The sequence below is a fragment of the Gulosibacter sp. GYB002 genome, from assembly GCF_036577665.1.
Taxonomy (GTDB): Bacteria; Actinomycetota; Actinomycetes; order Actinomycetales; family Microbacteriaceae; genus Gulosibacter; species Gulosibacter hominis.
Genome location: NZ_JARBDD010000001.1, coordinates 82,112 through 102,992, shown reverse-complemented (window position 1 = coordinate 102,992; position 20,881 = coordinate 82,112). Strand labels below are relative to the sequence as shown.

Annotated in this window: 18 protein-coding genes; 6 read left to right on the top strand and 12 right to left on the bottom strand. The window is 62.9% G+C overall.

The features are described 5' to 3' along the window. Positions 1 to 72 precede the first annotated feature (72 nt). Positions 73 to 2,052 carry an alpha-1,4-glucan--maltose-1-phosphate maltosyltransferase gene (locus PV375_RS00460; RefSeq protein ID WP_332105806.1) on the top strand — a complete coding sequence of 660 codons (1,980 nt, stop codon included), beginning with the start codon at positions 73 to 75 and terminating at the stop codon, positions 2,050 to 2,052. 99 nt (positions 2,053 to 2,151) lie between these two features. Then, positions 2,152 to 4,371, top strand: a complete 2,220-nt coding sequence (gene glgB, locus PV375_RS00455) for a 1,4-alpha-glucan branching protein GlgB (protein ID WP_332105671.1) — start codon at positions 2,152 to 2,154, stop codon at positions 4,369 to 4,371. A 99-nt stretch (positions 4,372 to 4,470) separates the two neighbouring features. Here the strand turns inward: glgB and PV375_RS00450 are convergent, their stop codons facing one another. Together PV375_RS00450 and PV375_RS00445 are read right to left on the bottom strand one after the other, a co-directional pair. Next, positions 4,471 to 5,460, bottom strand: a complete 990-nt coding sequence (locus PV375_RS00450; protein ID WP_332105670.1) for a tetratricopeptide repeat protein — start codon at positions 5,458 to 5,460, stop codon at positions 4,471 to 4,473. Beyond that, entirely contained in the window at positions 5,453 to 7,756 is a 2,304-nt protein-coding gene (locus PV375_RS00445) for a hypothetical protein (RefSeq protein ID WP_332105669.1), read from the bottom strand. Before PV375_RS00445 ends, PV375_RS00450 begins: the two co-directional genes overlap by 8 nt. 248 nt (positions 7,757 to 8,004) lie before the next feature. On the opposite strand from PV375_RS00445, the gene PV375_RS00440 reads away from it, so the two are divergent. Both PV375_RS00440 and PV375_RS00435 read left to right on the top strand, forming a co-directional pair. Next, positions 8,005 to 9,585 (top strand): hypothetical protein, encoded by a 1,581-nt coding sequence (locus tag PV375_RS00440; RefSeq protein WP_332105668.1) that lies wholly within the window; start codon positions 8,005 to 8,007, stop codon positions 9,583 to 9,585. Further along, positions 9,585 to 10,631, top strand: a complete 1,047-nt coding sequence (locus PV375_RS00435; protein ID WP_332105667.1) for an AI-2E family transporter — start codon at positions 9,585 to 9,587, stop codon at positions 10,629 to 10,631. Before PV375_RS00440 ends, PV375_RS00435 begins: the two co-directional genes overlap by 1 nt. 22 nt (positions 10,632 to 10,653) lie before the next feature. Here PV375_RS00435 and PV375_RS00430 read toward each other — a convergent pair whose 3' ends face one another. From PV375_RS00430 to rpsB, 9 genes are all read right to left on the bottom strand, one after another. Then, the gene (locus PV375_RS00430; protein WP_332105666.1) at positions 10,654 to 10,971 is read right to left on the bottom strand and encodes a hypothetical protein; all 318 of its coding nucleotides are present in this window, start codon (positions 10,969 to 10,971) and stop codon (positions 10,654 to 10,656) included. Positions 10,972 to 11,068: 97 nt separating this feature from the next. Next, positions 11,069 to 11,755, bottom strand: coding sequence for a transglycosylase SLT domain-containing protein (locus PV375_RS00425; RefSeq protein WP_332105665.1), 687 nt, complete (start codon positions 11,753 to 11,755; stop codon positions 11,069 to 11,071). 141 nt (positions 11,756 to 11,896) lie between these two features. Then, positions 11,897 to 12,460 (bottom strand): DivIVA domain-containing protein, encoded by a 564-nt coding sequence (locus PV375_RS00420; RefSeq protein WP_201517451.1) that lies wholly within the window; start codon positions 12,458 to 12,460, stop codon positions 11,897 to 11,899. 23 nt (positions 12,461 to 12,483) lie between these two features. Next, on the bottom strand, positions 12,484 to 13,419 hold the full coding sequence (locus PV375_RS00415; RefSeq protein ID WP_332105664.1) for a phosphatidate cytidylyltransferase: 936 nt from the start codon (positions 13,417 to 13,419) through the stop codon (positions 12,484 to 12,486). 21 nt (positions 13,420 to 13,440) lie between these two features. Continuing rightward, a complete protein-coding gene (frr, locus tag PV375_RS00410) occupies positions 13,441 to 13,995 on the bottom strand; it encodes a ribosome recycling factor (RefSeq protein ID WP_201517449.1) in 555 nt (184 codons plus the stop codon). 60 nt (positions 13,996 to 14,055) lie between these two features. Then, entirely contained in the window at positions 14,056 to 14,538 is a 483-nt protein-coding gene (locus tag PV375_RS00405) for a PACE efflux transporter (RefSeq protein WP_332105663.1), read from the bottom strand. A 62-nt stretch (positions 14,539 to 14,600) separates the two neighbouring features. Next, positions 14,601 to 15,341 carry a UMP kinase gene (gene pyrH / locus PV375_RS00400; protein WP_201522094.1) on the bottom strand — a complete coding sequence of 247 codons (741 nt, stop codon included), beginning with the start codon at positions 15,339 to 15,341 and terminating at the stop codon, positions 14,601 to 14,603. Positions 15,342 to 15,529: 188 nt separating this feature from the next. Further along, positions 15,530 to 16,384: a translation elongation factor Ts gene (gene tsf, locus PV375_RS00395; protein WP_332105662.1), complete on the bottom strand. Its 855-nt coding sequence runs from the start codon at positions 16,382 to 16,384 to the stop codon at positions 15,530 to 15,532. A gap of 14 nt (positions 16,385 to 16,398) precedes the next feature. After that, positions 16,399 to 17,241 carry a 30S ribosomal protein S2 gene (gene rpsB / locus PV375_RS00390; RefSeq protein ID WP_201517445.1) on the bottom strand — a complete coding sequence of 281 codons (843 nt, stop codon included), beginning with the start codon at positions 17,239 to 17,241 and terminating at the stop codon, positions 16,399 to 16,401. Between the two features lie 278 nt (positions 17,242 to 17,519). Here rpsB and PV375_RS00385 point away from each other — a divergent pair, with 278 nt between their 5' ends. Both PV375_RS00385 and PV375_RS00380 read left to right on the top strand, forming a co-directional pair. Then, complete coding sequence (locus PV375_RS00385; protein WP_332105660.1) at positions 17,520 to 18,074, top strand: murein hydrolase activator EnvC family protein; 555 nt, start codon at positions 17,520 to 17,522, stop codon at positions 18,072 to 18,074. 63 nt (positions 18,075 to 18,137) lie between these two features. Next, on the top strand, positions 18,138 to 19,475 hold the full coding sequence (locus PV375_RS00380) for a hypothetical protein (protein ID WP_332105659.1): 1,338 nt from the start codon (positions 18,138 to 18,140) through the stop codon (positions 19,473 to 19,475). A gap of 179 nt (positions 19,476 to 19,654) precedes the next feature. Here the strand turns inward: PV375_RS00380 and PV375_RS00375 are convergent, their stop codons facing one another. Continuing rightward, on the bottom strand, positions 19,655 to 20,560 hold the full coding sequence (locus PV375_RS00375; protein WP_332105658.1) for a tyrosine recombinase XerC: 906 nt from the start codon (positions 20,558 to 20,560) through the stop codon (positions 19,655 to 19,657). Positions 20,561 to 20,881: the final 321 nt, after the last annotated feature.

Here is a 20,881-nt window from a genome sequence, read left to right as displayed (position 1 = left end):
CTGAACCGCCCCGCAACGAGCGCAGCGACCGAACCGAATGCGGCATTCCCCGGCAGCGGATACGAGCCGGTAATGGGGCGCATTCCGATCCTTGAGCTGCGCCCCCAGATCACCGACAACCTCTTCCCCGCCAAGGCTTACCAGGGCGAAGTGGTGCCGTTCTCATGTGTCGCATTCCGCGAAGGACATGACGTAATCGGTACGCAGCTGGTGCTCACTGATCCGCACGGCGAATCACGTCGCATTCGGATGCACGCGGGTCGCCCGGGTCTCGATGAGTGGGTGACCACCGTCCAGGTGCAGGAAACCGGCGACCACCACTGGTATGTGGAGGCGTTCGGCGACGACTACGCCACTTGGATGCACAACGCCACTATCAAGGTGCCCGCCGGCATTGATGTGGAACTGATGCTCGAAGAGGGCGCCCGCGTCGTTGAGCGAGCGGCCGACAACCGCGAAACACTCGCTGCCGCTCCGACCATTGCCGAGCAGCTGCGCGACGCCATCAAACAGGCCCGCGACACTTCCATCCCCGCAAACACCCGACTGGCAGCGCTCACCACCGCAGCCATCCAGCGCCACCTGCACGAACACCCGGTGCGGTCGCTCGTGACAAAGTCGGCCGAGCGCGGGCTCAAAGTCGAGCGCCTGCGCGCCGGATTCGGTGCCTGGTACGAGTTTTTCCCGCGCTCTGAAGGCGCCCGCCCCAACGGCGACGGATCGTGGACCTCGGGCACCTTCGCCACCGCCAGCAAGCGTCTCGACGGGGTCGCCCAAATGGGATTTGACGTGGTCTACCTGCCACCGATTCACCCCATCGGGCTCACCAACCGCAAGGGCCCGAACAACACCCTCACCGCCGGGCCCAACGACCCCGGCTCACCCTGGGCAATCGGAGCCGCAACCGGTGGGCACCGGGATGTGCATCCCGACCTCGGCACCATTGACGATTTTGTTGCCTTCCGCCGTCGCGCCGAAGAACTCGGCCTCGAGATCGCACTCGACCTCGCGCTACAGGCAACCCCAGACCACCCGTGGGTGAGCGACCACCCCGAATGGTTCACCACTCTCGCCGACGGCAGTATCGCCTACGCCGAAAACCCACCGAAAAAATACCAGGATATCTATCCACTCAACTTCGATAACGACCGCAACGGTCTGTACACCGAGGTGCTCGAGACGGTGCAGTTCTGGATCGAGCACGGCGTAAAAGTTTTCCGCGTCGACAACCCACACACCAAGCCGCTGCAGTTCTGGGAGTGGCTCATTCACGAAATCAATGCCGAACACCCCGAGGTGATCTTCCTCGCCGAAGCCTTCACCCGACCGGCCGTGATGACATCCCTCGCCAAAGCCGGGTTCCAACAGTCGTACTCGTACTTCACCTGGCGCAACAGCCGCGACGAGCTGCACGAGTTCATGAACTGGATTTCACACGAAACCAGTTCATTCATGCGCCCCAATCTCTTCGTGAACACCCCCGACATCCTCACCGAATACCTTCAGCACGGCGGCCGCCCCGCCTACGAAGCACGCGCGGTAATCGGGGCGATGGCCGGCACAAACTGGGGAGTGTACTCGGGCTTTGAACTCATCGAAAACGTTGCCCGCCCCGGCTCAGAAGAGAACATCGACAACGAAAAATACGAGTACAAGCAGCGCGACTGGGAAACCGCCGAAGCCACCGGGCAATCAATTGCACCGCTGATTCGCCGGCTCAATGAAATCCGCCACAGCCAACCGGCGCTCGCCCAGCTGCGCAACTATGTGGCGCACTACGCCGATACCGACCAGATCTACGCCTTTTCGAAGCACCTCGCCGGTGCCCACACCGAATCGGGCGCCCCGAACTCGATCATCGTGGTCGTCAACCTTAACTTCCGCGACACGGTCGAATCGAGCCTGCACCTCGACCTCACCAGCTTCGGACTCGTGCCCGGCAGCCGATTCCTGGTGGAAGATCTGCTGTCTGGTTCGGTTTGGGAGTGGCACGACGCGAACTATATTCGCCTCGGCCCCGGCCAAGCCCACATCCTGCGCGTAAAGCACTAATACGCATCCCTAACCGAGCGCCGGGCGGCTGCAATCGTGGTCGGCCGGCGCTCAACTGCGAACGCTAGCCTGAAGTCAGATGCTGACGAGAGGACTCCCATGAGCACAACACCGAACCTCACCCCTCCCCTCATCCCCGACGCCGAGCTGCTCGCGCTCGGTGAGGGGCGACACAGCGGCCCGCACGGTGTGCTCGGTCAGCACCTGCTCGACCCCACCGATGCGGTGGGTGACACCGCGGCCCCGGTAGTGCTGCGAGTGCGCCGCCCGCTGGCCGAGTCGGTTACGGTCGTACTGGCTACCAGCGGTGAGCGGGTCCCCTTGACACACCTCGCGCACGGTATCTGGCAGGGCACCCACATCCATGGCCTCGACGACTACCAAATCGCCACCGAATATGGCGATGGCGTCGAGCACCTCGAAGATGACCCCTACCGTTTCCTACCCAGCATCGGCGACCTCGATCTTTTTCTCATCGGCGAGGGCCGGCACGAACGGCTCTGGGAAGTGATGGGTTCGCATGTGCGTGAGCACTGGGGCACCCACGAAGCGGTCGCCGGCACCTCGTTCACCGTCTGGGCCCCGCATGCCGCCGCAGTGCGAGTGGTCGGCTCGTTCAACGACTGGGATGGTGCAAAGCACGCTATGCGCCGCCTCAACGAGGGCGGAATTTGGGAGCTATTCATCCCCGGCGTCAGCGCACACGCCACCTACAAATTTCAGATCCTCACCGCCGAAGGCGTCTGGATCGATAAGGCCGACCCGATGGCCCGTCACGCCGAACGTCCGCCACACACCGCATCCGTTGTCGCATCCACCAACGAATACGAGTGGAACGACAGCGACTGGATGAACCGGCGCGCCGCCACCGACCCGCACAACTCGCCCATGAGCGTGTACGAGCTCCACGCCATGTCGTGGCGACCGGGGCTCAGCTACGTCGAGCTCGCTGACGAACTCATCGACTATCTCGACCAAACCGGTTTCACGCACGTCGAGTTCATGCCGCTGGCCGAACACCCCTTTGGCGGCTCGTGGGGCTACCAGGTCACCGGCTATTTTGCGCCCACCTCCCGGCTCGGCTCACCCGACGAACTGCGCTACCTGATCGACCGGCTGCACCAGGCCGGTTATGGCGTGCTGATGGACTGGGTGCCCGGACACTTCCCGAAAGACTCGTTCGGTCTCGCCCGGTTTGACGGCCAAGCCCTCTACGAGCATCCCGACCCGCGTCTGGGCGAGCAGCTCGACTGGGGCACGCTGGTGTTCAACTACGGCAATTCCCAGGTGCGCAACTTCCTGGTCGCCAACGCGCTGTACTGGCTGGAGGAGTTTCACATCGACGGGCTGCGTGTCGACGCGGTCGCGTCGATGATCTACCGCGACTACTCGCGGGATGAATGGCTCCCGAACGCTGACGGCGGCCGCGAATACTACGAGGCCATCGACTTCCTCAAAGAGGTCAACGCCACCGCCTACAAGCTCTACCCCGGCATCGTGATGATCGCCGAAGAATCCACCAGTTTCCCGGGCATCACCCGCCCCACCGACTGGGGAGGCATCGGCTTCGGCCTCAAGTGGAACATGGGCTGGATGAACGACAACCTGCGCTATATTTCGCGCGACCCCATCCACCGCAGCTACCACCAGGGCGACCTCACCTTCTCATTCGTGTATGCCTGGAGCGAGCAGTACATGCTGCCGATTTCACACGACGAGGTGGTGCACGGCAAGGGCTCGATGTGGACAAAGATGCCCGGTGACGACTGGCAGAAAGCCGCAAACATGCGCGTGTTTTACGGCTACCAGTGGGGTCACCCCGGCAAACAGCTGCTGTTCATGGGGCAGGAAATCGGCCAGCCCAACGAGTGGAGCGAAGAGCGCGGCATCGACTGGTGGCTGCTCGAAAATCCCACTTTTGCGGGCATCCAGCGGTGGGTGAGCGACCTCAACCAGCTCTACCGCAACACCCCAGCCATGTGGGAGCTCGACAACGATCCCGCGGGGCTGCAGTGGGGGTCAGCCGATGACGCCGGGCACAGTGTTATCACCTTCATTCGCCGCGACCGTTCCGGTGGCGAACTGCTGTGCGTGTACAACTTTTCGAACTCGGCACTCGACGACTACCGCATCGGCGTGCCCACCGGCGGTGCCTGGCGCGAGGTGCTCAACTCGGACGATCTGCGCTACGGCGGCTCGGGGGTTGTGAACCCGAGCGATCTGCTGACCGACTCGGCGATGCCGTTGCAGGGCCACGCGCAGTCGCTGGCGCTGCGCATCCCGCCGCTGGGCGCGACGTTCTTGAAGCCGATCGATTAGCCCGGCAATTGGTCGACGAGCGACCGCAGTCGCTCGCAAACAATTGGGCCGGTTCCGCGAGTTGGATGCGGAACCGGCCCAATTGCGTTCAGCTGCGAACTAGGCGAACAGCAGGTTTGTCAGCTGCTGCCGAGCCCGCTGCACGCGCACATCCTCATTACCGACCACCTCGAAGTATTCGAGCAGTCGCTCACGAATCGCCGTCTTGCCAACTGCATCCACGCTGCTAAACAGCGACAGCAGTCGGTTGCATGCGTCGTCGACGTGCCCGCCCGAAAGGTCGAGGTCGGCAACCTCAAGTTGGGCTTCGAGGTCGTTCGGATTTTCGGCCGCGCGCTCACGAATCTCAGCAAGCGTTTTGCCCTGCAGGCGGCCCAGCAGCCTCACCTGCGCCAGCCCGGTGCGAGCGGCATCATCGCCTGGTTGTTCGGCGAGGGCTTTTTCATAGGCCTGCTGCGCGGCAGCAATATCGCCGCGCTCAAGCGCATCCCGTGCCGCCTGGTGAAGCGGCGGCAGTTCGGGTTCGGGGGCAGACTCTTCCGGCGCTGCTCCGGTGGCAATAGTTGCGGTCATACCGCGCTGAGCGGCCGCCTGGATCAGCTCGGCCACGAGCTGTTCGATCTGTTCGCGCGGCGGGTTGCCATTAAAGAGCGGCATCGGCTGGCCACCAAATAGCGCGATCGTCTGCGGCTGTCGGCCAAGATGCGGGTGTGCATCAAGGTTGATGCGCAGCAGTGCGATGCGGCCATTGGCGGCACGAACAATCTGTTCGAGCACCGGCACCAGCTCGGTCGATTCGTGTGACCATCCCGCGTGCATCTGCACCAGCACGGGCAGCAGGCTCGACAGCTGCGCAAATTGCTCGAGCTCGGTGTCGGAGCCCTCGATAACCACATCCGGCAGCGGAATCTGCTGCGAGCCGCCGGGCTGGCCCGGGTGCTGGGATGCGCCAGCCGGCTGTGGCGCGGGCTGCTGGGGCTGAGCCTGAGCTTCCTGCGCGCCTGCAGCGCCAGCAAGCGTGCTCAGATCAACCGCTCCCCCGCTTGCGGCCATCGCTGCCGAGCGGTCGTTTACCTGTTCATCAGCCATTCGTATTGACCTCATCCTTTGTCAGTTGACGTGCGCTGGTCATCGCCTGCGAAGTGCCGAGGAACGACACCTTGCCACCGGTTGCCTTCGAGGGAATATAGAACAAGACCTGGTCGGTGTAGACCCGTTCAAAACCGAACTCTGAAGTGTCGGTGCCCGCGAGCGCGGCCGTGCGGCCAGCCACCGATATACGTGAGCGGTCGTTAACGGCGCTGAGCGTTTCGGTTTCGTGGATCGAAACCGCCACGATTGCACCACCATCGAGTGCGGTTACGCCGACCGGTTCGCTATCGCTCGCCGCATAGCTGAAGTCGAGCTTGGCGACCTCGGCATCAAGCCCGTCGCGCTCACTCTTGCGATAGTCATCGTTCACCTGTTTGCGCAATGAGTCGTGTTCAGCAGTGAAATTCTTGGCGTGCTCCGACTTATCGCCCTTGGCGATAATGTCGGCGTAGGCTGCGGCAATTTCGTCGGGGTTCTGGGCGAGTCCGTCTGCCAACTCCGGTAGCGGCGTGGCACCGATCTCAACCGGTGCGGCATCGGGTAGTTGCACGCCGGGTTCAAATTGCACCAGCGAAGTGATTCGATATCCCTCGCGCGGTGACTGCTGCACCAGCATGGCGCCGAACGGCACGGCATCGGCCGAACCGTCGGAGGTGGCGTTGACCACAGCGAATGCGGTGCGCGGCCACTCCTGCGTCGCATCCGGAATCAAATATGCGACTTTGCCCGTGGGAAAAGGCACCGGCCCGGGGAGCTCACCATCGGCGCTCTGGGCCTTATACAGTGCCTTGCGCTCGGCGAGAGCATCACCGGTAAAGCGCGGCTCGAGCAGCTTCGCGTCGCGGTTTTTGTCGGCTTCTTTGGCGCGTTCCCCAGCATCAGCAATGATTTTGTCGGCCCGCTCTACCGAGAGCACCGGATAGTGCGCACCCTCGTCGATGATGGCCGCATCTGCCTCAGAAGTCGGGGTGCCGGTGGGGGCGATTTCGGTGCCGGTCCATGATTGCGGCCAGTATTGCGGCGCACAGCCGGCGAGTGTGAGTGCTCCGACAAGCAGCGCGGGCGCCACAAAGAACACCCGTTTAGGCGCCTGCGAGCGATTACGGCCGCGAGGACGTTTCCACTTCGATTCATCGTCGTCAGAGCTGGGTGCGGCGGGGGTTTCGCCGGCTGGTTCTGGTTTGTCGGCAGGTTCGGGTTCGGCACCGGATTCGGCCTGCGTTTGGGGCTCGGGCTCGGCTTGTGGCTCGGTTTGGGGTTCCGGCTCAGCCACGGGCGCTGCGGAATCGGTAACCGACTCGGCCGCATCCTGTGCACCCGGTCCGTCAACCACGACCGGTTCATCAATCACGGCCGGTTCAGCGTCGTCGGTCGGCGCATCCTGTTCGTTCGCTTCCGGTGCAGCACTGCGGATGATCGGAATCTCTGAGGTCGGCAGCGGCTCTTCCTCGGCATTGCGCGGCTGGAATGGTTCAGAAAGGTCAAGATCGGGCGCTGATTCAAGCTCGGTGTCAATCTCGTGATCACGCTGCGCGGCCGCGGCAGCGGCCACGACGCTCTCGGCCAACTCGTCGTCCCACTGCACCGCCGTCCATTGCTCGTGGTCGCGAGCGGCATGTTCCCGCTGCGCAGCGTCCACGGGCTTAGCTGGCGCCACGGGCGCAACCACCGCGCGACGCTGCGCGCGTCGACGCCCGGCAAGCGCCCACCACAGCAACAGTCCTGCCACCAGCAGCAGCACCGCCCCCGCAACAATCAACGGCCCCGAAAGTGGTGCGTACCCTCCGAATGGCCAGGTGATGGCGACCTTATTTGGTGCCGGATGCGCACCGTCGCTAGCGATCAGCATCGAATAACCGGGAGCCACCACGGTGTTGATCGTGAGCTCACCATCGCCCTCGATCGTTTCCATCCACAGATCGCTATTGAGCGGATCTGGCACTTCCGTTTCAGAACCGGTGACAGTGAACTCCAGTGATTCTTGATCGGGATGCCCGTCAACACTCGGTCCGACACTGATCGCGTCATGCTTGGCCTCACCAACCCAACCGTGCACATCATTCGTGCGACCAATGGCCACGACGATCGGACCGTCACCAGAAATTACGATTGACTGCGCCCCTGCGTGCGATGACAGCACCTTTTCATCAAGCACCATCACCGGCGCATCAGACTGCGATTCGCCGCTGGCCGTAATCGAATCGATCGCGGCCGCCTCCGAGAACTGCAGCAGCCCAATCGTCAAAAGCACGGCACCGGCCGCCGCAGCAAGCGCAGACAGAATAAATCGCACCAGTTCTCCTCCGTATCCGTCCGATTCGGCAGTGAGCCCCAGCTTTTGATTACCGAACGGATGCTCAATTTTAGACCAGCGCCCTGTTTCCACCTGGGCGGGCAGTCAATATCACCGGAGGCGATCAATTCTGCGCGCGCATCCAAACTTCGTCGGAAGGTCACACTAGGCTTTTGCCAGAGCGTGGACGCAGGGCGTCGACAACGTGACCGGGAGGTTTGATTCGAGTGAATGGCTTCAATTTCACCATGGCTATGCGCGGATACAGCCGTGAAGAGGTAGATGAGGCAATCGCGCAGCTGCAGCAGCGCATCCAGCAGCTCGAACAGCAGTCGCAGCAAACCTCCCGCACACTAGAAGAGCGCAACACCGAGCTCGAACAGCTCACCAGTCGTGCGGACGAGCTGCAGCGGGCCCTAAAAGAAAGCGATGCCCCAACCTATGCCGGGCTTGGCACCCGCCTTGCCGGCACCCTCGCCACTGCGGAAGAACAGGCGGCCCGGCTGATTGCCGACGCGAACCGCGAAGCCGACCGCATTCTGAGCGAGGCCCGCCAAAATGCGCTCAAGGTACAGGAAGACGCCAACGACTATTCCGAACGCGTGACCAATGAAGCTGACGCTTCCGCCCGCCGAATCCAGGCCGAAGCGCAGTCAACTGCCGACCAGCTCGTCGAAAATGCCACCCAAGAGGCTGAACTCATCCGCCAAAACCAAGAGAGCGAAATCGAGTCGGTAAAAAACCAGATCACCGCTGAGCTGCGCGAGCGGCGACACTCAACCGACCGTGAAATCGCCGCCGCCCGCGCGGCGGCGAACGAAGAAATCGCTCGCCAGCGCCAACAGCACGAAACCGAGCTGGCTAACTCTCTCGCCAAGCTCGCCGAACAGCAGCGCGGGTTCGAAGAGTTCAAACTCAACGGTACTGCCGAGGTTGAGCAGGCACGCGAAGCAATGCAGCGCGAGCTGGTCGAACGCCGTGCCGAACTCGAAAACGAACTGGCACAGCGCCGCCACCAGCAAGAGCAGGAGCTCGGCGAAGCCAAGACTCGGTTCGACCGCGAAACCAGCACCGCACGCGAAACTCTTAACGCCGAACTAACTCGCCTGCGCAGCGAGGCCGAAACCGACGCGCAATCACTGCGTGAGCAGGTCGAGCGCGAGACCACCGCGCTGCGAGAACTCGCCGAGCGCGAAGTGGCAGATCTGCGCGCCCAAGCAGAGCTCGAAACCGACGAGGTGCGCCGCGCACTCGAACGCGAGCAGAACGAGCTGCGCAGTCGCCTCAACGCAGAACTTGGTGAGCAGCGCGAAACTGTCATGCGCGAACTCGCTGAAGCGCGCTCGGCGCAGGAGGTCGAGCTGACCACCAAACGAAACGAATTCGAGAAGCAGCTGGTGGCTGCCGGGCGCAATGCCGAAGCTGCAGCCAAACGCATGATCGACGAGGCCACAGAACAGCTCGCCGACCTCAACCAGCGCAGCGAACAGGTACGCCGAGACTCGAGCAAGATCTCCGCCGATGCCCGCAGCCGCGCGCAAGAAACCATCGAATCGGCCGAACGCCGTGCCGCAACCCTGCTCGAGCAGGCGAACCGGCAGGCGCGCGAGCGCGCCCGTGAGCTCGAAGAGCGCAGCCGCACCGAAACCGCCGACGCCGAGCGCCGCCTGCGCGAACTTCAGGATGAACGCGACGAGGTAATCGGTTACCTCGACCAGATGCGGGCGGTTTTCCAGCAGCTCAATATCCCCACCCCGCAGCAGAACACCCAAACTCCGGAGCCAGCGACTGAAAAACCCGCTGCAGCTAGCGAAACCGACGAGTCATAATGCAGATCGAAAACCCCGTCCGCGTCGGATTTTTCGGCGCAATCGGTGTGCTGCTGGCAATGTTCCTCGCCGGCATGCTCACCTCGCTGTCGACAGTGCTCACCTATATCGGTGCTGCACTCTTCCTCGCGCTCGGGTTCGAGCCGCTGATTTCATGGCTGGAGCGGCGCCGCTGGCCACGGCCCGTAGCCATGTTGGCCACAATCGTGTTTGTCGCCGGAGTGGTGGCGCTCGTGGTGTGGGCAATCGTGCCCTCGGTGTCAGAGCAGGTGAACGAGATCGGCGTGCGCTACGGCGCTATCGTGAACGATCTCATCAACTCCAACATTGCCGATTGGGCTCGCAACACCTTCCCGCTACTCGATATCAATAAGATCATTGCCGAGGCCACCGCCTGGCTGCAAAAAAATGCTGGCGCGATCACCGGCGGCGTCCTGCAGGTAGGTGTGGGCATCGTAAACGGACTGTTCGGCGCGATGATCGTGTTCATCCTGATGACCTACTTCATCACCAGCATGAACTCGCTCAAGCGGGCGTTCTACCGTCTGACCCCCGGTTCCAAACGCGCAACCGTCGCCAAAATCACTGAAAAGGTCACCGGTTCGGTGGGCAAATATGTGATGGGTCAAATTGGTCTCGCCGCGGTCAACGGCGTGCTGTCGTTCATCTTCCTCACCATCATCGATGCGGCCATGCCGATGGTGTTCGCAGTGCTGGCGTTCGTCGGTTCACTCATTCCGATGGTGGGTACGATTTCAGCCTCGGCACTCATCGTCATCGCCCAATTGCTGTTGGCCCCGCCGGGAACCCCGGTGTGGTGGATCTGCGCCATCTACTACCTCGTGTACATGCAGATCGAGGCCTATGTGATTTCTCCGCGCATCATGTCGTCAGCGGTGAAAGTGCCCGGCTCGGTTGTGGTCATTGCTGCGCTCACTGGAGGTACGCTGCTGGGTCTACTCGGTGCCCTCATCGCCATTCCGGTCGCGGCCAGCATCATGATCATCATCGAAGAGGTCATCATCCCGGTACAGGACGAGCGCTAGCCCAGCCGCAACCCCGCAGTCGCTACCAGCGCTGCCAGCACGGCGTGTGCCAGTGTCGCCGATCTGCCAGTGCCGATTCATCCCCCAGCACGCTATCGGCGCGCCACACCGCCACATGGGCCACCCCCACACCCACCTCTCTGCCGCACCCGGGGCAGCGATAGGGCTTCTGGGCGCGTTCCGAACGGATTTGCTGCACCGTCCACTCAGCCCCGTGACGTGCCTCGACGCGCCGGGTCGCGCCCCGAATCCGACCAATGTCAAGCGGTTCGGGTTCGACTTGCCACTTATTGTGCCGTCGCCTACCGCCGCGACTCGACCGGTTACGCTGCCCTGACATGGCTGCCAGTGTACTGAGGCCGCATTAGAGACAGCACCGACAAAAAACTCGGGCACAGCGTTGCTGTGCCCGAGACAAAGGAGTTTCGCGTGACGGCCTAGTACCACCCGTTCGCGTTGCTGTGTGCAAGCGCTCCGTTCCAGCCGCCGTAGCGCGCATTCACGTAGCCATTGCCCCAGCGCAGCGCGTCAACCGGGTTGTTCCATTGGCCCGGGATCTTGCTGCATGGCAGTGCTTGCACCAGACCGCAAGCACCACTCGATGCGTTCATTGCGTCTGGGTTCCAACCCGACTCGCGTGAAATCAACGCGTCAGCGGCGCCCCACTCGTTTTCAAGAATTCCCGCGGCAGCCATCCACTCGCTCTTCGAGCCGCCGCCGCTGTAGGGAACGTAGGCCGGCTCGGCCGATTCTTGACCGGCGTCACTTGCCTGACCAGCGTCATCGCTCGCAGTAGCCGAGCTATCCGAGCTGACAGGCGCCGGCTCGGGCGTGGGTTCGGGCTCAAGTTCGGTAGTAACCGCTTCTTTTCGCTCAACCGATGCCACCGCGCCGAGGTTCGCCTGGTACGACTGCGAATTTGCCGCCGAAATATCGGCCACCGAGGGCAGCTCAACTGCCTCAGCGGCAGGAGCCGGAGCGCTCGCCTGGACGATCGCAGTGAGGGCGATACCGGCGGTCACACAGGCGCCAATCGACCCTGCGATGACACGATTGCGGCGGGCCGCAGTGAGGGCAGCAGGACGCGCGGCTCGGGTTGCACCGGTACGCTGCAGCTGGCTCATATGGTCACCTTCCGTTTGGGAGCAATAGTATCTACGGTAACGGAAAGGTCACGGAATGACAACGGAATGGTAGCCACCACGGGGAACTCTCAGGATGCAGCCCGGTGGATATGCCCCGCACCGAACGCCAGTCGGATCTCGCTAACGAATCGCAAGCATCACGTCGACGAGCGCATCAATCAGCAGATCTACCTGGCCCTCGTCGTAGCCGCGACGCTTTGAGGTGAATGCCACACCGCGCGCCTGGCGCAGCGTCATCGACTGCTTGCCACGCAAAAACTGGTCGATCTGGTCACAAAACTCATCGACTTCATCCACTGAGTAGCCGCGCTGCAACACCGAAACCCGACGAAAACGCTCGCCCTTCTGGCGCTGCACGCGCTTGAGCACCGCGCGAGCGGCCTCTTTTACCTCAGAGTCAAATTGCTGGCGGCCAAGCTGTGAGATGCGCTCCTCGCGCTCACGCACTGCAACCGCATCCTCAAGCCGCTCGAGCGCCGCATCCACATGCGGAGCCGAATAACCACGCTTACGCATGGTGAAAGCCGTGTGACGGATACTCTTCGCGGTCAGACGTTTGCCGCCCGAACCGTTGTCAAAATTCTCATAGCGTTCGCGAGCCACTCGCAGCGCCCGATCGACCTCATCACAGTCGTATCCGAGCTCGCCACGCGGCGCGATGGGAAACGGAGTTTGATTCGTCACGGTCCTATTGTGCCATTCCTCAACTAGGCAACCACTCGCATCAGCGGTGCCGACCAAAAATACAGCGAGAATGCCATCGCTCCCGAAGGCAGCATCGAGTCAAAGCGGTCAAAAAATCCGCCGTGGCCGGGCAGCCAATTAGAAATGTCTTTGATGCCCAGGTCGCGTTTAACCATCGATTCGGTGAGATCACCCGCCACCGCCGTAATGGTCAGCATCGGCCCCATGATGAGACCGAACCACCAGGGCAGATCGAGGATGAACGTGCAGGCGATCACGGCAACCACCATGGCTGTGATGCCACCACCAATGATGCCTTCCCAGGTTTTACTTGGGCTGATGCGGGGAGCCAACGGCGTGCGACCAAAGCGCATCCCGAACACATAGGCGCCGGTATCAACACACACCACCACAGCCCCGAAGGTCAAAACCCACAGCTCGCCACGTGGCTGGGCTGCCAGCAGCACGGTGAATGATCCGAGGAAGGTGAGGTAGAGCTGCACGAAGGCGCTCGACGAAATATCCAGCCCGGTCCCCCGCCGAGTGCGAAGCGAAGCGTCAAACCAATTTGCAGCGAGCCGCCAGGCACTCACCAGCAACAACCCCAGCAGCAGCCCCGCCCACTGCCAGGAGGGGCCGTAAAAGTAACCAAGCGGCACCACCGCGATGGGCACCAGAGCCGACGGAATGCGCGGCACATACAGTCCCACCCCACGCATCGCAGTGCTGAGCTCCAACACCAGCGCCAACACAAACGCGGTACCGACCAGCACAAACCAGCGCTTATCAAACACCAGGCTGACGGTCATAATGACGATCAGTCCGATCCCCACCGCAATGGCTTTGAACAGATCACGGCCACTGCGCTCGTTGACGCGCGAATTAAATGAGCGCACCCGAGCAGCGATTCGCTGCCGCTCGCCCACTAGCGGGCTGCGGTTCATATCGGGTGCGCTCATGTAGACGGTCCTGGCTGGCTGCTAAACCTCGAGCAGGTCGGCTTCTTTAGCCTTGAGTGCCTCGTCGATCCGGTCAACGTACTGCTTGGTGATCTTGTCGAGTTCTTTTTCGGCACGGGCAATATCGTCGTCGCTGATCTCACCCTCGAGCGCCTCGAGATCAGTCTTTGCCTTGCGACGCACGTTGCGGGCGGCAATGCGGGCATCTTCGGCACGGTCACGCGCAAGCTTCACATACTCCTGGCGACGCTCCTTGGTGAGCTCGGGCATCACCACGCGGATCAGGTTGCCGTCGTTGGTGGGGTTCACCCCCAGGTTCGGTTGCGCGACAATTGCCTTCTCGATCTCCTTGATGACTGACTTGTCATAGGGAGTGATAACGAGCATCCGAGCTTCGGGAACCTGCAGCGAGGCGAGCTGACCGATCGGGGTCGGGGTGCCGTAATAGTCGACCGGGATCTTGTCGAACAGGCCGGGGTTTGCGCGGCCGGTGCGGATGTTGCCGAATTCATCCAGGGCGTGCTGGACAGCACCTTCAAGCTTGTCTTTAGTCTCGGCAAGAATGTCGGAGATCACTGATTTTCCTTTCGCTGCAGCGGATGAAGCCATCCTAATCATTAGCACGGCCTCAGCGAGTCATTGTCGGGGCTCGGTTGGCTCTTCAGGGGATGCAGAGCCAGTGTTTGGATGCGGCTGGGCCGACGCGGGCAGGCCAAAAAGCCGATCAAACACCCAGGCAAACACATAGGTGTAAAAGAGAAAAAAGACGAGCACGCCGGCTTCCAGCACCAGCGCCTCCCAGAGCGAAATACCGAACCAGAGCGCAAAAAACGGCACGATCATCAGTGCCAACCCGCCCTCAAACCCCAGCGCGTGCAGGATGCGCCGGCCGATACTGCGACCGCGCTGCGTTTGCCGCGCTTCCCAGCGTTCAAATAGCCAGTTGAACACCAAGTTCCAGACCACCGCGGTGATCGAAACGACTGCGCTCGCCAACGCCGAGGCCCCGAGATCCTGGCCCATGGCCATCATGTAGCCGGTGGTGAGTATGAGCGCGATCAGCTCGTACGCCGCCACATAGACAATGCGGCGAGCCGGCCCTTGCAGTGAATAGATCATCGCTCAATAGCGACACCGGGCCAGCGGTGCGCTGATAGCACCGCTGGCCCGAATGTGCCGAACTAGACGGTTTCGATTTCGGATACCGAGTTGGATACCAGTGTGCCGATATCGGCACCGCGAATGGCCCGATCAATGTTGCCCTCAGGCTGCATCCCGAACACTCGCATCGACATATTGTTGTCTTTGCAGAGGCTGAAGGCGGTCGAGTCAACCACCTTCAGGCCGCGCTGTAGTGCATCCTGGTACGAAATCTTGCGGATGAGCTTTGCATCTGCATCCGTGCGCGGGTCGGCGGTGTAGACACCGTCCACGCCATTTTTGGCCACGAGCATGACATCGGCGTGAATCTCAAGTGCGCGCTGTGCCGCAACTGTATCGGTCGAAAAATATGGCAGCCCGGCGCCGGCACCGAAAACAACCACGCGGCCCTTTTGCATGTGCCGCTCGGCTCGCAGCGGAATATAGGGTTCGGCAACCTGCCGCATCTCGATAGCCGATTGCACGCGCGTGGGTGCCCCCGCCTGCTCGAGAAAATCCTGCAGCGCAAGCGCATTCATTACGGTGCCCAGCATCCCCATATAGTCGGCCCGGCTGCGATCCATCCCGGCATCGGCCAGCTGTGCACCGCGGAAAAAGTTGCCGCCGCCAACCACAATCGCGACTTCCACCTCTTGCACTGCGCTCGCGACCTCCTGGGCGATCGCACGCAAGGTGTTGGGGTCAACACCGAGTTTTCCACCACCGAACGCTTCACCCGAGAGTTTCAACATGACGCGTCGACGTTTGCCATTGATCGACATAGATCTCCTTTGCTGCGCCGCAGAATTCGTGCCGTCTTTAAGGGCACGTTCCGCAGGGTGTTCGTTTTCGAGCCTACCCAGTGCTTCCGAGCCACTTGCTCAGCTAGCGGTGAGCAACCCGGCTCGCGCTCCTAATAGCGGAAGGGGATGCTCTGCAGAACATCCCCTTCCAGCCAGTTGCGTCAGATTTACGCTTCGTTGGCGGCCTCGACGCCGGCGCCCACCTTGAGGCGCGCGAAGTCAATGACCTTGATGCCGGCCCTGTCGGCAACCTGAGCAATCGTGAGCTTCGGGTCACGAGCGTATTCCTGCTCGTTCAGCACGATCTGCTTGAAGAAGGCGCCGAGGCGACCTTCGACGATCTTCGGCAGTGCAGCTTCGGGCTTACCCTCGGCACGGGTGATCTCTTCAACAACGCGACGCTCGCTGTCGATCGCGTCCTGCGGCACATCCTCGCGGTTGAGGTACGAGGGGTTCGCGAAGGCAATGTGCTGCGCGATACCGTGTGCGGTGTCGGTGTCGTCACCCTCGTAGCCAACAACCACACCAACCTGCGGGGGCAGGTCCTTCGAGGTGTAGTGCAGGTAGATGTCGAACTTGTCGCCCTTAACGAGGCGGACGTTGCGCAGTTCGAACTTCTCGCCGATAACCGCAGCAACCTCGTCGATCAGCTCGGCAACAGTCTTGTCGCCAGCCGGCGCGGCAAGCGCAGCCTGGGCGTCAGTGGCGCCGGCAGCGGCGGCAGCTTCAAGCACCTGGTTGGCCAGTTCGATGAACTTGTCGCCCTTGGCAACGAAGTCGGTCTCGCAGTTGAGTTCGATGATGGTTGCGGTGCCGTTGCCGTTTTCCTTGACGGCAATCAGACCCTCAGCGGCCGAGCGGTCAGCGCGCTTGGCGTTGCCCTTGGCACCCTTGAGGCGCAGGATTTCCGTGGCCTTTTCGAGGTCGCCGTTGGCTTCCTCGAGGGCTTTCTTGGTGTCGGTCAGGCCGGTGCCGAGCTGTTCGCGCAGCGCCTTTACGTCAGCAATCGTGAAGTTCGCCATAAAAGTTGGTCTCCCTACTTGGTTTCGTCGGCCGCGGCAGCAGCCTCGGTCGCGGTTTCAGTCTCGGGGGTTTCGGTTGCCGGCTCCTGAGCGGCCTCGCCCTGCTTGAGCAGTTCGAGTTCCCACTCGGCCATGGGCTCGGCAGCTTCACCGGTCGCGCCGTCCTTCTGGTGACGCTTCATCAGGCCCTCAGCCGCGGCGTCAGCCACGATGCGGGTGAGCAGTGCCACCGAGCGGATGGCGTCGTCGTTGCCTGGGATCGGGTAGTCGACGTCATCGGGGTCGCAGTTGGTGTCGAGGATGGCAACCACCGGGATGCCGAGCTTCTTGGCTTCGTCGACCGCGAGGTGTTCCTTGTTGGTGTCGACGATCCAGATGGCCGAAGGGGTGCGGCTCATGTTGCGGATACCACCCAGGGTCTTTTCGAGCTTGTCGCGCTCACGACGCTGGATGAGCAATTCCTTCTTGGTGTAACCGCTCGAGGTGTCGTCGAAGTCGACCATGTCGAGTTCCTTGAGGCGGTTGAGACGCTTCTGAACGGTCTGGAAGTTGGTGAGCAGACCGCCGAGCCAGCGCTGGTTAACGTAGGGCTGGTTGACACGGGTTGCCTGCTCAGCAATGGCTTCCTGGGCCTGCTTCTTGGTGCCCACGAACAGGATGGTGCCACCGTGCGCGACGGTTTCTTTCACGAAGTCATATGCCTTGTCGATGTAGGCAAGTGACTGCTGCAGGTCGAGGATGTAGATACCCGAGCGCTCGGTGAAAATGAAGCGCTTCATCTTGGGGTTCCAGCGACGGGTCTGGTGGCCGAAGTGCACACCAGCGTCAAGCAGCTGACGCATTGAAACGACTGCCATGGTCGTTCTCTCCTTGTTGTTTGGGCGCATCAAAGGATGCGCAGATGCGGTTATTACTCCCGAACCAGCCGGGAATCCTGGTGTTCGATGCCGTCACCGCTCAGACGCCGTGCGAATGAGACCGTTGGTAGCGACACGTTCCGAACACGCGAAGTCAGCTCGCCGGAGCGAACTGCTGGGTTGATTCTAGCCTGCCCGCAGGGGCTGTGGAAACCGGTTTTCCCACAGAGACCTCCTTCGACCCAGCGAGATTTGCCGTTTTGCACGACGGTATCGGCATGCAACCTCTCGACCGAATCCGTATAGCAAGTGCGATCTGGTGCGCGCTGGTGCTGTGGTTGATGCTGGCACCACCGCAATCGGCGTGGGCTGCGGCGGGTGCCGGGCCGCTGCCGATAACCGAGCCCGATTCATCCGCATCCGATACCTGGCAGTGGCCAGTGCCGCAGCCGGCGCAGGTAACCCGACCATTCGACCTGCCCCACCGCTACGCCGCCGGACACCGCGGCATCGATATTGCAGCGGCTCCCGGCACCACCGTCACCGCCGTGGGGGACGGCAAGGTGCGCTTCGTCGGTGTCGTGGTCGATCGGCCGCTGCTGTCGATCGAGCATCCCTCCGGCCTCATCTCCACCTACGAGCCGGTGATCAGCGAGCTGCGTCTCGGTGATGCCGTCACCGCCGGCTCGCCCATCGGCACTGTGCCCGAGCATCCCGTTCACCAGCCCGATGGCGGCCTGCATCTCGGCGCCCGCATCGGCGATAGCTACGTCGACCCGCTGTCCCTCCTCGCGCGCCCACCACGGGCCGTGTTGCTCCCGCTGGGCGATTAGTACCCGGCTTCAACCCAAGTTCCGCATCCATCTCTGGCAACTGTTTCTCGAAAGGAGTCTCTCGTGACCACTATCCCCGACCGCGCGCCGACCACCGTGAACCGGCCCGTGAGCGCGCTTATATTTGTGATCTCGGCGATCATCGCGATCCCGCTTTTTACCTGGTTCGGCGCGAGCCCCGCGCAGGCCGCCGAGCGTGGGCCCGGCTATGGCCTCGCCACTGCGCTGAGCTTCAACGGTGAACACGCCTATTGCGTCGAGCTCACCAAGCCCTCCCCCATCGGTGTCACCACCCGCGAGCTCGCGCCCGGCGAACCGACGCCGCAGCCGATCGCGCGAATGAGTCTCGACGATCGCGCGCGCCTGCACTGGGCGATCGCCACTCGCGGTTCATCGACCGATCCGCGCGATACCGCCGCCACCGCGCTGTACGCGTGGTACATCGTCGAGCCCGACACCTTCGCCCGCTACGGCGGTGCCAGCGGCAGTTTGGTGAACCAGGTGCCGAGCATGCAATTGCCCGAGGTGCAGTCGCGCTTTGAACGGCTGCGATCGGATGCGCAAGAGATTCGGGCCGTGCAGGTGACGGGATCGGCGTCGGTACATTTGCGCTGGGCCGACGGCAAGCTTGAGCTGCAGGTGGCGAAGCTGCCGAAGCACACCGAGGTGCAAGTGGAGCTTGAGGGCGCGACATTCGCCGATGGCAAGCGGCAGCGCGTGTTCAAGGCCAACGAGACGGTGCAGCTGCGCGAGATGTCGGCGAGTGCTTCGGCAGGCTCGGGGTCGACACGCGAAGGGATCGCGGTGAGTTCGCACGGCGACCGTGCGATTTCTGCCAGCTATCGGATGCAGTATGCGCCGGGATATTGGTCGCCGGATGTGCGGCCGCTGGTGACAGAAGATCGGCAGCTGATCGTTGCCGCGGCGGCGGATTTCCCGGCAACGCGCGTGCAGATCGGAGCGGTGCCGCCTACGCCCGAACCTGAGCCTGAGCCGACCCCGACGCCTTCACCTGAGCCGACTCCTACTCCCGAACCGGAACCCACGCCTGAGCCGGAACCTGAACCTGAGCCCACGCCTGAGCCGGAACCTGAACCGACCCCCGAACCCGAGCCTGCGCCGACTCCCACAGCCGCACCGACACCGAAGCCGACCCCGGTGCCGTCGACTCCCGAAACGAGCGCTGGCCCCGAGCCCGCAACCACCCCGCCCGCGGCTCCACAGCAGCCGGTGAAGCATCGCGATAGCGCGGGGCCCGATGAGTTGCCGAGCACCGGCGCGAACTTCGATCCCGCATCACTGATGCTGCCGCTGGGGCTCGCCGTGATGCTGGTGGCAATCGGTGGGTTTGCGCTCGCGCGCGGACGCATGGCAGCTGCCGACTCCGACAGCCAGTGGTAGTCGGCGAGCCACGGCACACGTGAACCCTTTGGGCTGTGTGTGTCTTAGCGGCCTTTGTGCGTGGTAGAACACGCACACATCCCCGCAAGACGCACACAGCCCAAGTGGAGTCGGGGAGGTAAGGCTGCGACGAAGGTTCGAACGCAGCAGGTCGCCGCACCCAGTGTGCACGCTGAAAGCTATGCCCGCGGATGCGCGCGGCGGTAGGTTTCGCGCAACCGCTCGCTCGACACATGCGTGTAGATCTGCGTGGTCCCGAGGTTGGCGTGCCCCAGCAGCTCCTGCACGCTGCGCAGATCAGCCCCGCCATCCAGCAAATGCGTCGCGGCCGTGTGCCGGAAGGTGTGCGCGCCTGCAGGTCCCGACCCCGGCGAGTGCTCGAGTTCGCGTCGGGTGAGCTCATACACGGTGCGCGGGTTCAACCGCGCACCGCGAGCGCCGAGCAGCAGCGCCTCACCCGAGCGCTCGTTCGCGAGCGTCGGCCGCCCGCGCGTCAACCACTCGACCAGCGCATCCGCACACGGCCCCCCAAAGGGCACCACCCGCTCGCGGTCACCCTTACCGATCACCCGCAGCGTGCGCCGCTCGAGATCCACCGAGTCGAGGTCGAGGCTGCACAGCTCGCTCACGCGGATCGCGGTGGCATACAGCAGCTCGACGATCGCTTCATCGCGCAGTGCCACCGGATCTCCGGTCGCACTGCGCGCGCGCAGCTCGTCGAAGATCGCATCCATGTTGTCGGCCGACACCATCCGCGGTAGCGAGCGCCCGGTCTTCGGTGACCGCAGCCGCCGCGCCACATCCTCGCCGCGGCCGCTCGTGCGCAGCCATGCGGTGAAGCCGCGAGCGCTCGACGAACGCCGCGCGAGGGTTGCGGCCGCGAGCCCCTCCTCCGACTCGCTCCACAGCCAATCGCGAAAAAGCTCGAGGCCCAGATCCGCAACCTCACTCGCTCCATGTTCGGCGGCGAAGTCGGCAAAGCGGTGCAGATCGCCGCTCACCGCGCGGATCGTGTGCGGCGAGCGGCCACGCTCAAGGTCGAGCGCACGCAGATACGCGTCGATTGCACCGGCCAGCGAACTCATGTCGTAAGTGTGGCAGCACCGTCCGGCGCACAGCGCACGCGCCCCGCGAGTGTCGCGAGCGGGGATGCGTATACGGGGCGTGGGCAGGATGCGGGCCGGTCAGGGATACGGACGCACTGGATACAGGCCAGCCGGGAATACGCGCCGGTCAGGGATACGGGCGCTCACACAGCTGGCCGGCCAAGGACGTGGGGCTGGTCAGGGACACGACGCCCGGGATGCGCTTGGCCACGGAATGCGGGCAGCCAAGACAGCCAAGGTTGCGCGGGGCCGGGCATCTGGTCATGCACCTACCGCCCGGCACCACGCCACGAACGCGCG